The sequence below is a fragment of the Dyadobacter sp. BHUBP1 genome (assembly GCF_050587785.1).
Taxonomy (GTDB): Bacteria; Bacteroidota; Bacteroidia; order Cytophagales; family Spirosomataceae; genus Dyadobacter.
The window spans coordinates 165,530-178,237 of sequence record NZ_JBOBIH010000003.1; the positions used below are offsets into that span (position 1 = coordinate 165,530).

Consider the following 12,708-nt stretch of genomic DNA (forward strand, 5'->3'; position numbering starts at 1 on the left):
CTTATCATGAGGGTTTTTGTTTTCGTGTCGGCATTGTGCCTGACTGTCTTATCCCAAATAATATTCGCCCAGGAGGGCAATAGGGCATTACCGGATCCATTTACTTTCAACAATGGAAAGAAGGTGAAATCGGTAAAGGAGTGGGGAGGCAGGCGGAAGGAAATTCTCGAAATCATGACGCGCGAAATGTATGGCGTGGCCCCTGAAAAGCCACAAAACATGCGTTTCGAAGTGTTTGATCTGGATAAAAATGCATTGGGCGGCAAAGCAACGCGGAAGCAGGTCACGGTTCATATCACCGAAAAAGGCGAGGAAGCGAGTTTCGACCTGCTGATTTACATTCCCAATCACGCCAAACATCCTGTGCCTGCCATTATCGGGCTCAATTTCATCGGTAACCAGGCCATTCATGCCGATCCGGGTATTAAACTGACGACCGCCTGGGTCGAAAAGAGCGGAATGTTCCCTTGCTCAGCCGGAGGGAAGGCAGGGGATGCCTGCCGGGGCGTGAATGCCTCGCAATGGGCGGTGGATAGCATCCTTGCACGCGGGTACGCGCTGGTGACGCTCTACCGCGAGGAAATCGCTTCGGACCGGAAGGAGTACGCGTTTCAAACGGGCGTGCACGCATTATATCCGGAGTTGCAGCAGCGTGAAGATAATTTCGGTACGATTGCTGCCTGGGCGTGGGCTTTGAGCCGCGGGCTGGACTACCTGGAAACCGATAAGGAGATCGATGCCAAACGCGTAGCGGTGTTCGGTTTTTCGCGGTTGGGTAAGGCTGCGCTCTGGGCAGGTGCCACGGATCGGCGGTTTGCTGCCGTACTGAGCAATGAGTCGGGCGCGGGTGGCGGCAAGCAGTTCCGCCGCGGGATCGGTGAGGATATTAACCGGCTATGCACGGTATTCCCGCATTGGTATGCCCGGAGTTTGGGTAAATACAAAGGGAAAGATACCGAGTTGCCGTTCGATCAGCATTTTGTCCTTTCGCTCATTGCCCCGCGGCCGGTTTACCTGGCCACGGCCGAGGACGACAGAAATGCCGATCCGCAGGGTGAGTTCGCCACCGCGCGGGCCGCGGATTCCGTGTACCGGTTTTTAGGGACGAGCGGTTTTCCCGACGTCCCATTTCCGGCGCTGAATCAGCCTGTATCGGGTCAAATCGGCTTCCATATCCGGCCGGGCGGGCACGACGTTAAAATGTTCGACTGGATACAGTTTTTAAATTTCTCTGATTTACATTTGCAAAAATAGACCGAACCTAATATTTAATTTTACTATTCAGCTAAATGAGCAACCATTCGTCTGTCGGCACCGTTCACGCCTCCCCGCCTAAGTTTACTGACAAAAAATACCTTGTTACCCTGGTCTTTGTTACATCCCTTTTCATGTTCTGGGGGATTGCGATTACGATGGGAGACGTGCTCAACAAGCACTTTCAGAAAGTACTCAGCCTGAGTAAGACCCAATCGGCATTCGTGCAGTTTGCGATTTTCGGGGCTTATTTCATCATGGGTATCCCCGCGGGTTTGTTCATGAAACGGTTTGGTTATAAAAACGGCGTATTGCTCGGCCTGTCACTGTTTGCGCTCGGTGCGTTCCTGTTCGTTCCGGCGGCCAGCACCGCTTCTTTCCCTTTCTTCGGCATTGCGCTGTTTATCCTGGGTTGTGGTTTGGCGACGCTTGAAACCGTGGCTCACCCGTTTGTGGCTTCGCTGGGCGACCAGCGCACCAGCGATCAGCGGATCAATTTCGCACAGGCATTCAACGCTTTGGGAGCTATCCTCGGGCCTGCGATCGGCGGTTATTTCCTTTTTCGTAACCATGTCGAAGGCAGCACCGATCTCACTCCCGTAAAAAATCTTTACATCGCGATCGGTTCAGTGATCGCGTTGATTGCCCTGGCCTTCTCATTTGTAAAAGTACCCGCGCTGATCGACCCGCATGCTGCCGATATTGATCCGGACGCGGTGAATGTGGATTCAGAGCCAGGCAAGTCATTGTTTCAGCACCGCCACTTCGTATGGGCTGTGGCTGCGCAGTTCTTCAACGTGGCTGCACAAGGCGGTACCTGGGCGTTCTTCATCAACTATGGCCATGAGAAAATGGGCTTCTCCGACGCGGTGGCAGCCAACTATATGATCGGTTTCATGGCCTTGATGCTTGCAGGACGGTTCGTGGGGACTTTCCTGATGCGTTTCATCGCTCCGCATACCCTACTGGCTATTTTTGCATTCAGCAACATCGTAATGTGCCTCATCGTGGCTCAGGCGTGGGGATGGCCGTCATTTATCGCGCTGATGATGCTAAACTTCTTTTTCAGTATCATGTTCCCGACAATTTTCAGCCTTGGTCTGAAAAACCTGGGAGCGCATACCCAGCAAGGCTCATCGTTCATCGCGATGGGTGTAGCGGGAGGAGCTTTCTTCCCATTCCTGATGGGCGCAGTGGCAGAAACCAACGTGGCGCACGCCTATTACCTGCCGATTATCTGCTACGCGGTGATCTTCCTGTTTGGATATAAGTTTTATAAATCACATTGATGTACTTCGGCCGTCGGCAATCAGCAATCGGCTTTTTGATCAACTGAAAGCCAGCCGAAAGCCGACTGCCGATAGCCGAAGTCTAAAAATTAATTAACAAAACGAATAAAGATACTTCGGCCATCGGCTTTTTTGGTCAACTGAGAGTCAGCCGAAAGCCGACTGCCGATAGCCGAAGTCTTAAAAAAAACAACAATGAAACTCTGGGGAATCGACTTAGGAGGTACCAAAATAGAATGTGCAGTGCTGGATCCCGAAAGGAATCTGGAAGTGGTGGTTCGTATGCGCGTGCCGACGGAATCGGTAAATGGCTATGACCATATTCTGTCGCAGATCAAGAAGCTGATCGACATGGTAGCGGACCAGGTAGGCGAGCGACCACGCAAAATCGGATTCGCGACGCCCGGCGTGCTAGAGCCGGATTCCCAGTTAATGAAAAATTCCAATACGACCTGCCTCAATGGAATGCCTTTGAAGGCTGATCTCGAAAAAATACTGGGCGTGCCCTGTGAGCTGGCCAACGATGCAAACTGCTTTGCATTGGCAGAGGCATTGATGGGCGCAGGTAAAGATTACCACGGTGCCGAGGTGGTGTTCGGCGTGATTATGGGCACTGGAGTAGGCGGCGGATTGGTTGTGAATAACAAAATTATCGGTGGGCACCACGGTATCGGTGGCGAATGGGGCCACAATATTCTTGAAGAGGGCGGGGAACCTTGTTATTGTGGAAAAGCGGGATGTGTGGAACAGGTGATCTCGGGTCCCGCATTGGAACGCCATTACGAAAGGCTGAGCGGAGAGAAGGTAACCATGAAAACCGTGCTTGAAAGATATTACGCCGGTAACGATGAGCATGCCAAAGCGACTATCGAGCGGCTGCTGGAATACTATGGCCGGGCGATTTCGACCCTCATTAACGTGATTGATCCAAACCTGATCGTGATTGGTGGTGGTGTAGGTAATATCGACCTGCTTTACACCGCAGGCTACGAGCGCATTCGCAAGTATATTTTCAATAAGGGCATCGTCACAACGCCGATCGTGAAACCCAAATTGGGTGATAGCGCGGGCGTTTTCGGAGCAGCATTGCTGTAACCGGAATTCCACCTTCTTATCCCGGCATTATTCAGCCTTTGTTGAAGAATGCCGGGATTTTTGTTGCCGTTTGTTAGAGGTACATAGGCAGTAAATCAGTAATTTATGTGGCTTCTTAGGTCAGTTGTCATCAACTCACATTAGTCATGTATACCACAGCCACCAGCACCCTCACCAACCGTATCCGGTCGATCGACACTGTCCGCGGCCTGATCATCATTATCATGGCCCTTGACCATGTGCGCGACTTTTTTCACATCGCCGGCGCCACCGGCGACCCTACCGACCTTGCTACGACTACGCCCGCATTGTTTTTCACGCGCTGGATTACGCATTACTGCGCGCCCTCGTTCATGATGCTCTCGGGGTTATCAGCTTATTTGTCCGGCCTGAACAAGACGGCCGCGGAAAAGTCGGCTTTCCTGATCAAGCGTGGATTCTGGCTTATTTTGGTAGAAATGGTGTTTATGACGTTCGCATTTACATTTGATATTTATTACAAAACACTCTTTTTTGCCGTTTTCTGGGCGCTGGGCGGGGCGATGATCGTACTCGGCGTTGCCGTGCGGTTTGCGTCACCGAAGACCGTTCTGATACTCGGTCTGGCATTGGTGCTCGGGCATAACCTGCTGGATTATGTGAAGTTGCAGGAAAATTCTACCGCCGACATTCTCCTGCGCATATTCTTCACCGGTAGGGGCACATTCCTGCCCCGGCCCGACGGCGGCGCAATCGTTTTCCTATATGTGATATTTCCCTGGGCGGGCATTATGATGGCGGGGTATGGACTGGGTATGCTGTATAACCGCAATGCGGATCCCGTGCGACGGAGGAAACTGCTCATTCTGATCGGCTCGTTACTCACGGTGCTGTTTGTTGTTTTGAGGCTGATCAACCGATATGGCGACCCGGCGCCCTGGTCGATGCAGGATACCGGTATCAAAACCTTCATGTCTTTCCTGAATGTGACCAAATATCCGCCTTCGCTGTTTTTTACTTTCATGACGCAGGGGCCGATACTCATTCTGTTGGCCCTTACCGAGCAGACGGACAATGCATTCAGCCGCATTTGCACAGTCTATGGCAGAGTTCCGTTCTTTTTCTTCCTCGTCCATTTTTACGTGATCCACATCATGACGATGGTGATTGTTTTCTTATCGGGATACACCTGGCAGCAGGCAACGGACGACAGCCTTTTCTTCAAGTTCCGGCCCAACGAATTCGGGTATCCGCTCGGGCAAACCTACCTGATCTGGATATTGATCGTCGTGGCGATGTACTGGCCTTGCAAATGGTACGGTGATTACCGGGCGCGGAAGCGGACATGGTGGCTGAGCTATTTGTAAATGTTTTTCCAATTTAAATACACACCTGCATGAAGCATCTTCTGCTCCTGTTCTGCTTTTTTACGCCTTTTTGGGCCAATGCCCAGACCCCGGAGGAAAACTACCCGGTAGATCCCGCATCCGAAGAACATCCGGGCGTACCCAAGGGCGAGGTTTTGAAATTTGTTTTCGATCAATCCAAAATATTCCCGGGCACGTGGCGCGAGTATTGGGTGTATGTGCCTGCGCAATACAAGCCCGATACGCCCGCATGTGTGTATGTAAACCAGGACGGGATTCAATGGAAGGCCCCAACGGTGTTCGACAACCTCATTCATCAAAAGGAAATGCCGGTCACGATCGGCGTTTTCGTGATGCACGGCCGTGTGAAGGCGGTCGATCCGAATACCGCGAACGACCGTTTCAACCGCAGCTTCGAGTATGACGGCTTGGGCGATGCTTACGCGCGGTTTATTCTCGACGAAATCCTTCCGGAAGTTGAAAAGCAGAAAACGAGTGATGGCCGCCAGATCCGCCTTTCCAAAAACGGTAACGACCGCGCGATCGGTGGTTCCAGCAGCGGGGCTGTGTGTGCATTCACAGCTGCATGGGAACGACCGGATGCTTTTTCGCGCGTTTTCAGTGCAATAGGGACCTATGTAGGCCTGCGCGGAGCGGATCGTTACCCGACATTACTCCGAAAAGTTGAGCCCAAACCCATCCGCATTTACATGCAGGATGGTGCCAATGACCTGAATATATACGCCGGTGATTGGTGGATGGCGAATCAGACCATGCTGCGGGCGTTGACATTTGCCGGTTACGAGGTGAAACATCAATGGGGTGAGGGCGGCCATAATGGTAAGCAGGGGACGGCGCTGTTTCCCGACGCAATGCGCTATTTGTGGAAGAGCTGGCCGGAGCCGGTCCAAAAAGGACAGTCGCAAAATGCATTTCTGTCGGCTTTGTTGATTCCGGGAGAGAATTGGACGGAGACTACCGACGCTTTTCCCATGAAAGGAAAACCGACACCTTCCAGCGCGAATTCTTTGAAAACACTGAAAGCCGGAGCCGCCGCGCTTTCGCCCGATCAGACATTGGTTTACACCGTTGACACCGTCTCGCATTGGGTGTATTCCTATCAGGTGCAACCGAACCGGAAACTGGCGTACAGGCAGCGATTTGGATGGCTACACGTATCCGATGCCGAAAATAAAGCCGGAGCCTCCGGCATTGTTTGTGACCGAGATGGCCGGATTTATGTAGCTACGAATTCAGGTGTGCAAATCCTCGATCAGACCGGCCGCGTGAATGCTATTTTACCTACACCCAATGGTGTAGCCAGCAAAATAACATTTGGCGGAGGCGATTCCGACGTACTGTATGTCAAAATCAATGGTAAAACTTATGGGCGCAAGCTAAAAACCCGCGGCATAAATCCAGGGGAAGCGCCCCACAAGCCGGACGCTCCCAAATTGTAGTTAACCGTTCAGGAAAATAGCCAGGACCACCAGCAGGCCCGCAGCGAGACTGATAGAACCGGCGAACGGAAAAAAGTACACAAATTCGATGATACCCATAGCAACGTAGCCGATCCCGATGGGTGTGAGTACGGTGCGGGCAATGTCGTGATTGCTGTCGGCGTATCGTGCGGCAGAGAGAATAAGCATGATCGACATACCATATACGACGAATAGAATGAGGCCGTAACCTTCAAAATAGTCACCCATGCTCCGCATTGCGCCCATGAACTCGAATTTCGGCCCGGTCATTTGCCTGATCACTTCCTGTTTGACGGGATCGGAAGTTTCTTTCCATGTGATATGGCCGAAAAAATGCCCGATCAGGTGAATAAGGATACACAGCGCAGCAATGCGCAGGAGGAGTCTTGGTTTCATGGGGTAGCGTTTGATTTAGTTTACCATTCCATCACAATGCTTTCGAACTCCGCGAGGCGAGCGAGCGAGACAGTGATCGCGCCGTCTTTCCAGATGAAGTTTAAAGGCTTGTGATTCGTCAATGTAAACACTTTTTGCGGTTTTTTCACCAGCCTGATCCTGAATTGCAAATCGTTGACAGGCAGTGGTTCGAAATAGGTATTTCCGCTGAAACCAGTGAGGTTGATCAGATGCAAAATCTGGCCGTCGGGGGTGTTTTTCGACTGTTTTTCGGGGGTATTGCGAGTAAACTTTTTCAACACTGTTTCGACCCGCGCCGGTGCATTCGTATTGAAATCCTGTGCGATTTCAGGTAGCATGTGGCGGATCATATCCAGCAAAAGGTTTTTGTGTTCCTGATAGCCATGCATATAGTATATCCGGCCGAGGTTAATTGGGAAAAGTGCTGCTTTGCTGTGGGGATGATTTTTAATACCCAGTGCATAGTAACCGGTGGGATCGTGGCCGCCGATGATTTCGGGCGGGCCTGGGCGGCCTTTTGTTAAGATAGGAAGCAGTTTTAGATCTGCACCTGAAAGGTTGTACAGGCCGAGGTTGAATTTCCAGAAAAGCATGCTTTGTCCCTTGAAGCTCTTGAAAATGCTGCGGTCGTCGGGCACGAGGTAATTTCCCGCGCCATCGTTGTCCTTCTTTTCTATTTTTGCGCCAAAAAGCGCTCGCAGGGTTTCAGGATTATCAAACAATGTCCGATTGGTGGCGATCAGGTGGGTGCCTTGCTGGCTGGCTTCTTTCAGTATTCGGATGGCCTCCGGTTTCAGGTTGGTGATCTCAGGCAGGATGATCAGTTTGTAATCTTTTACCTTTTGTTCCAGATTAGCGATCCGACCGTCTTCCACGATATCGAATGGAATATGCGCCTCGCGAAGCATCAGTTGAATGCCGCGGTATTCTTGCATCGGCTCGCCGTTGGGCCAGGCGCCCGGAGCTACGACAGCTATTTTGGCTACCGATTGATACCTGCCGAAATAGGCTTCATTCTTTTTGTGAAAACCATATACCTTCCTGAAGACGGGATAGCTGCGTTCGTCCTCATATCCGCGCATGTCGCCCATCATGCTCATGTCCAGGCCTGAGCCGTTGGCAATGTTCTCGTACAGCCTGATCCGCGTTTCTTCCGGTTCCACAGCGTTGTACCGTGACTGAAAGGATATTTGCTGGATGCTTGCATTGCTGATAATATGCTCCGGAAAGGAATTGACCGCATTGCCGACGTTGTCCGAAGCAGTATAGGGCCAATAGGGCAGCGTGGTCATGCTTTGCGACTCATGGCGGATGATATCTACAAACTTGTCGGAGTAAGTACAGATTGCAATCTGCTCATTTTTCGATTTCACCAGCTTGTGCAGCCTTTCCGACCACTCTTCGACAGTTGCTTTTTTGAATTCGAGATATTGCTGGAAAAGTGGGTCTGCCTTGTTTTCCTCGGTAGGCAGCGCCTTGCCGCCGCTGAATTCCGCGAAGCGCTTTTTATCGTATTCGTTCTGATCAATGCCGTGGTATTTGCCTTCGTAGGGGTTATTGACCTGATAGCCTGGCATATTCAGGAAAATGCCGTCGATCGGGAAGGTATTGATCACCTCCTCAATGATCTTGAATGCCTTTTCCTGCACATAGGGAGCATTGATGGACACCACGTACATATCGGTATTGATGATGCGTTCGCCTTTCGGGGAAATGTAGCACCAGTCGGGATGGGCTTTGAAAATGCGCTCGTGCACCCGGCTGAAATCGAAGCGGACGATTACCTTGATACCTTTTTCGTGGCATTTCCGGACGACGTCAGCGAGGAGGTTATTATCCCTCAGATAGGGGTTTGGGTAATGAAAATCCAGTTTTGTAGGGTAAAAGGCCATAATGCCTCCCGCGTTGATCAACAGAGTGTTGGCAGAGCACGCAATGAGGTCGGCTACAATGGAGTCAGCGTTGATCGTCGCAGCCTCGTAGGCGGGAAGGTTCATCTGGATAACCCTCAGATTGTTCCTCTTCCACCAGAGGTCGGCCTTGTTTTGCGCCAGCAGGCAGCTTGCGCTGAGAATAAAGTAAAGGAGTAAAATACGGTTTTTCATGCCGGAATGAATGGTTTGGTGCAAAAGAGCCCGGCTACACCGCATCTACTGGACGCTGAGAAATTGATTTTGAAGCCTTTCTAATCGCGGTGCTTGTAGCCGAATGCGACAAAAAAGAGCAATATGCCAACCAATCCGAGCGCCCAGGATAAAGAAGTGAGTTCGGCGAGCACGCCAATCAGCGCAGGACCGGCAAGCTGGCCGGAGTAGCCCAGAATGGTAACTGCCGACAATGCGATGGAGGGTGGAACATTGGGAATACGCCCGGCGGCGGTGAAGAATATCGGTACCACGTTGGCGGCACCCAGTCCTACCATCACAAACCCGGCCAATGCGGCCAGGGCAGATGGAATGGTAACTGCCATAATGAAGCCGGCGCCGGCAAGCAGCGTACCGTAAAATACCACTTTTGCAGGCCCCAGCCGGTGAATAATGCCGTCGCCGGTGAGGCGCATAACGGCCATGGCCACTGAAAATGCGGCGTAGCCGAGCCCTGAAAATGAAGGATCAAAACCGCGGGAAAATTGCAGAAAAACGGCGCTCCAATCGAGCAGGGAGCCTTCGGCAAGAAAAAGAATGAAACACATAATGCCCAGTAATACCACCGGACCTTTGGGCAAAACGAAGCTGGTACCATCCAGTTTGGCTTCTTCTGAATGGGGGAGCAGGTACCGCGACTGGGTTACCGTAATGAAGACGAGCAATGCGGAAATGGCAACGGCCGCGTAAGTTGGTGACAGGCCGGCTTTGATAAGAAAACCAAGCCCTATGGAGCCCATGAGCCCGCCCAGGCTGAACATACCGTGAAATGAAGACATAATGTGACTGCCGTGCCGCTCCTGAACCACGACGGCCTGCGCATTCATAGAAACATCGATGGAGCCTATTCCTGCACCAAATACAAATAATGCGACGGCAAGCTGGTAGGGAGAACCGGCCAGCAACAATAATGGAAGAAGAGAAGCGATTACCAGTGCTGAAACGATGGCCACCGTGCGGCTGCCGTATTTATTGATCAGCAATCCGGTTAATGGCATTGTCAGAATGGCCCCAGCTCCTAATGCAAGCAGTACCACACCCAAGTCAGCATCATTCAGCCCCAGTTTGATTTTGGCAAAAGGCACCATCGGCGCCCAGCTCGACAGCCCGATGCCGCACACTAGAAATATCAGTAAAGTTGCTCTCCGGGCGGCGCTGATTCTCAGTTTTTCTTCCATGAATGTAAGCGTGAATTTTCTACAAAGAAATGTGATTTTGCAGAAAATTGCAAAATATTGCAAAAAATAGCATTTGTTGAAAATGAGCGGTTATAGGAAGGGTTTAAGACAAAGAGGCCGGGTTTTGTGACCCGGCCTCTGAACATACCATCAGATATTTTTCTTTTTGGATTCTTTCACAGCGAAATCCACCGCTCGCGCCGTGAGCGCCATATAGGTAAGCGAAGGGTTCACACACGACGCGGAAGTCATGGCCGCACCGTCGGTAACGAATACGTTTTTCACCGCGTGGATCTGGTTGTTGCCATTCAAAACCGACGTTTTGGGGTCGCGTCCCATACGGGCAGTACCCATTTCATGGATAGCCATACCCAGATACGAGCCGTTGTCATAAGTGCGGACGTTCTTCACACCCGATCTTTCGAGCATTTCGGCTGCGTCGTTCATCATGTCCTTGCGCATTTTTTTCTCATTCTCCCGAAGGTCCGCATCGAAAACAACTGTCGGAATACCGAATTTATCTTTTTTATCCTTGTTCAGGTACATCCGGTTTTCGTGGTAGGGTAATGTTTCACCGAAGCCGCCGAAGCCCATTGTCCAGTTGCCCGGAGTAGTGAGTTCCTCCTTGAAATCGGCGCCGAATGCCAGCTCGGCCACGTTACGCTGCCATCCCTGGCGGCCACCGCCACCCTGGTAGCCGAACCCGCGCAGGTAATCACGTTTGTCGTTGCCGATGTTGCGATAACGCGGTACATATATACCGTTTGCGCGGCGGCCGAAGTAATATTTGTCGAGGTCACCTTCCCAGGTACCGCTCGCGCCTGTGCGAAAGTGGTGGTCCATCAGGTTATGGCCCAGTTCGCCGGAGTCGTTGCCCATTCCATTCGGGAAGCGGTCGGAGGTAGAGTTGAGGAGCAATGCAGTCGATGCCAGTGCACTCGCACAAACAAAGATGATATTGGCAAAGAATTCACGCTCTTGCAAAGTGACCGTGTCGACCACGCGTACGCCGGTAGCGCGGCCACCTTGCTTTTTACCATCATAAATAATCTCGCGCACCACCGAATCTGGGCGGAGTGTCAACCGGCCTGTTTTCATCGCGGGAGGCAATGTTGACGACTGGGTGCTGAAATAGGCGCCATAGGGGCAGCCGTACGAACAACGGTTGCGATACTGGCAAGGGCCGCGGCCGCCATCGAGCTGGATTTTGGTCGGTTGCGAAAGGTTGGCAACGCGTCCGATCGTCATCACCCGGCCGGGGAATTCTTTTTCGAGGCGTTTGCGTACTTCTTTTTCGACGTGGTACATGTCCATCGGTGCAATGAAGTCGCTGTCGGGCAATTGTGGAAGCCCGAGTTTCTCGCCCGAAATGCCCACATGTTTTTCGACATATGAATACCATGGAGCAATGTCTTTGTAACGGATCGGCCAGTCGACGGCAATGCCGTCTTTCAGGTTCGCTTCGAAGTCGAGGTCGCTCCAGCGGTAGGACTGCCGTCCCCACATGATCGATTTTCCACCGACGATATTCGGGCGGAACCAGTCGAAGCGCTTTTTCTCTTCGTAAGGCTGGTCCATGTCATTCATCCAGTACTTCTCGGTCATTTCGTTGTACGGATAATCGCGCGAGAGGAACGGGTGTGTTTCCTTTTGTTTGAGCGTCAGGCGGCCGTTGTATTGGGTCTCCCAGGGAGCCTTCAGTGCATTTTCATAACCCGTTACATGTTCCAGGTTTTTGCCTTTTTCGAGCATGAGTACTCTCAGGCCCTTTTCGGTCAGTTCTTTCGCCGCCCAGCCGCCGGAAACTCCGGAGCCGATCACAATGGCATCGTAGGTGATGTCTTTTTTTGCGTCAATATTAAGGTTCGCCATTTTTCTAAGAGGTTGGAATGTCAGGAGTAGTCGGAAAGTCACGGGCTGACTGCCGCTACTGTCCTGTTAATTGTTTCCGAATTAAAGTGCCCAGCTTTTCTGTCCTTTGGGCATAGGCCAGCTACCCTCGAACCGGCCGGGGATCGGCAGGTAATCGAGTGCCTGTGTCGCACCGATTTCGGACGTGAAATAACCGGTAACGGTAAGCCCCTTCATTTGCAGGAAAAAAGGCTTGTCGGAAACGGTGGTCTTTTTGATAATATCGTTCTTCTGGGCTGCGTCCAGCGCCGCGAAATCCTTGGAATAGGTTTCTTTGGCAAGGACATTCACTTTAGCAAGACCATCATAGAACTTTTTCTGCTCCTCCATCGGATAGCAGTCGCGCATTACGCGCACGATAAACTTCTCCGCTCCGGCAGCTTTGGCACCCGGGGTGCCGGTAGTGGGAATGATAACATCTGCAACTTCCGCAAGCAGGGCTTCCTGCTGATCGGACACTTCGAGGGACGGGCCGAAATTCAGACGTTCGCCTGTGATACCGGCCATAAGGGGGGCTGAAATCGCGCCGCCCAACAGGAAGGTTATTCTTTGAACAGCTTCTCTACGGTTCATGGTTAGGTTATTAAGTCAGG

10 protein-coding genes are annotated in these 12,708 nt (G+C 51.7%); 5 read left to right on the plus strand and 5 right to left on the minus strand.

Going from position 1 to position 12,708, the window contains the following annotated elements:
• Nucleotides 1-6: 6 nt before the first annotated feature.
• The 5 genes from ACQ4MZ_RS12920 to ACQ4MZ_RS12940 all read left to right on the plus strand — a co-directional run bounded on the left by ACQ4MZ_RS12920 (nt 7) and on the right by ACQ4MZ_RS12940 (nt 6,444).
• Nucleotides 7-1,254, plus strand: coding sequence for an acetylxylan esterase (locus tag ACQ4MZ_RS12920; protein WP_430845493.1), 1,248 nt, complete (start codon nt 7-9; stop codon nt 1,252-1,254).
• A 35-nt stretch (nt 1,255-1,289) separates the two neighbouring features.
• A complete protein-coding gene (gene fucP / locus ACQ4MZ_RS12925; protein ID WP_430845494.1) occupies nt 1,290-2,543 on the plus strand; it encodes an L-fucose:H+ symporter permease in 1,254 nt (417 codons plus the stop codon).
• 195 nt (nt 2,544-2,738) lie between these two features.
• The gene (locus ACQ4MZ_RS12930) at nt 2,739-3,638 is read left to right on the plus strand and encodes an ROK family protein (protein ID WP_430845495.1); all 900 of its coding nucleotides are present in this window, start codon (nt 2,739-2,741) and stop codon (nt 3,636-3,638) included.
• A gap of 146 nt (nt 3,639-3,784) precedes the next feature.
• Entirely contained in the window at nt 3,785-4,984 is a 1,200-nt protein-coding gene (locus ACQ4MZ_RS12935) for a DUF1624 domain-containing protein (protein ID WP_430845496.1), read from the plus strand.
• A 29-nt stretch (nt 4,985-5,013) separates the two neighbouring features.
• The gene (locus ACQ4MZ_RS12940) at nt 5,014-6,444 is read left to right on the plus strand and encodes an SMP-30/gluconolactonase/LRE family protein (protein ID WP_430845497.1); all 1,431 of its coding nucleotides are present in this window, start codon (nt 5,014-5,016) and stop codon (nt 6,442-6,444) included.
• Here ACQ4MZ_RS12940 and ACQ4MZ_RS12945 read toward each other — a convergent pair whose 3' ends face one another.
• The 5 genes from ACQ4MZ_RS12945 to ACQ4MZ_RS12965 form a co-directional block, all read right to left on the minus strand.
• Nucleotides 6,445-6,861: an LIC_13387 family protein gene (locus tag ACQ4MZ_RS12945; RefSeq protein ID WP_430845498.1), complete on the minus strand. Its 417-nt coding sequence runs from the start codon at nt 6,859-6,861 to the stop codon at nt 6,445-6,447.
• A 20-nt stretch (nt 6,862-6,881) separates the two neighbouring features.
• A complete protein-coding gene (locus ACQ4MZ_RS12950; protein ID WP_430845499.1) occupies nt 6,882-8,987 on the minus strand; it encodes an alpha-amylase family protein in 2,106 nt (701 codons plus the stop codon).
• Between the two features lie 80 nt (nt 8,988-9,067).
• Entirely contained in the window at nt 9,068-10,204 is a 1,137-nt protein-coding gene (locus tag ACQ4MZ_RS12955; RefSeq protein ID WP_430845500.1) for an MFS transporter, read from the minus strand.
• Between the two features lie 150 nt (nt 10,205-10,354).
• Nucleotides 10,355-12,076 carry a GMC oxidoreductase gene (locus tag ACQ4MZ_RS12960; protein ID WP_430845501.1) on the minus strand — a complete coding sequence of 574 codons (1,722 nt, stop codon included), beginning with the start codon at nt 12,074-12,076 and terminating at the stop codon, nt 10,355-10,357.
• Between the two features lie 81 nt (nt 12,077-12,157).
• Entirely contained in the window at nt 12,158-12,688 is a 531-nt protein-coding gene (locus ACQ4MZ_RS12965; RefSeq protein ID WP_430845502.1) for a gluconate 2-dehydrogenase subunit 3 family protein, read from the minus strand.
• Nucleotides 12,689-12,708: the final 20 nt, after the last annotated feature.

Coding starts and splice junctions, on each gene's coding strand:
- ACQ4MZ_RS12950 (WP_430845499.1), bottom strand. CDS start 8,987: ATGAAAAACCGTATTTTACTCCTTTACTTTATTCTCAGCGCAAGCTGC.
- ACQ4MZ_RS12955 (WP_430845500.1), bottom strand. CDS start 10,204: ATGGAAGAAAAACTGAGAATCAGCGCCGCCCGGAGAGCAACTTTACTG.
- ACQ4MZ_RS12945 (WP_430845498.1), bottom strand. CDS start 6,861: ATGAAACCAAGACTCCTCCTGCGCATTGCTGCGCTGTGTATCCTTATT.
- ACQ4MZ_RS12930 (WP_430845495.1), top strand. CDS start 2,739: ATGAAACTCTGGGGAATCGACTTAGGAGGTACCAAAATAGAATGTGCA.
- ACQ4MZ_RS12960 (WP_430845501.1), bottom strand. CDS start 12,076: ATGGCGAACCTTAATATTGACGCAAAAAAAGACATCACCTACGATGCC.
- ACQ4MZ_RS12935 (WP_430845496.1), top strand. CDS start 3,785: ATGTATACCACAGCCACCAGCACCCTCACCAACCGTATCCGGTCGATC.
- ACQ4MZ_RS12940 (WP_430845497.1), top strand. CDS start 5,014: ATGAAGCATCTTCTGCTCCTGTTCTGCTTTTTTACGCCTTTTTGGGCC.
- ACQ4MZ_RS12920 (WP_430845493.1), top strand. CDS start 7: ATGAGGGTTTTTGTTTTCGTGTCGGCATTGTGCCTGACTGTCTTATCC.
- ACQ4MZ_RS12965 (WP_430845502.1), bottom strand. CDS start 12,688: ATGAACCGTAGAGAAGCTGTTCAAAGAATAACCTTCCTGTTGGGCGGC.
- fucP (WP_430845494.1), top strand. CDS start 1,290: ATGAGCAACCATTCGTCTGTCGGCACCGTTCACGCCTCCCCGCCTAAG.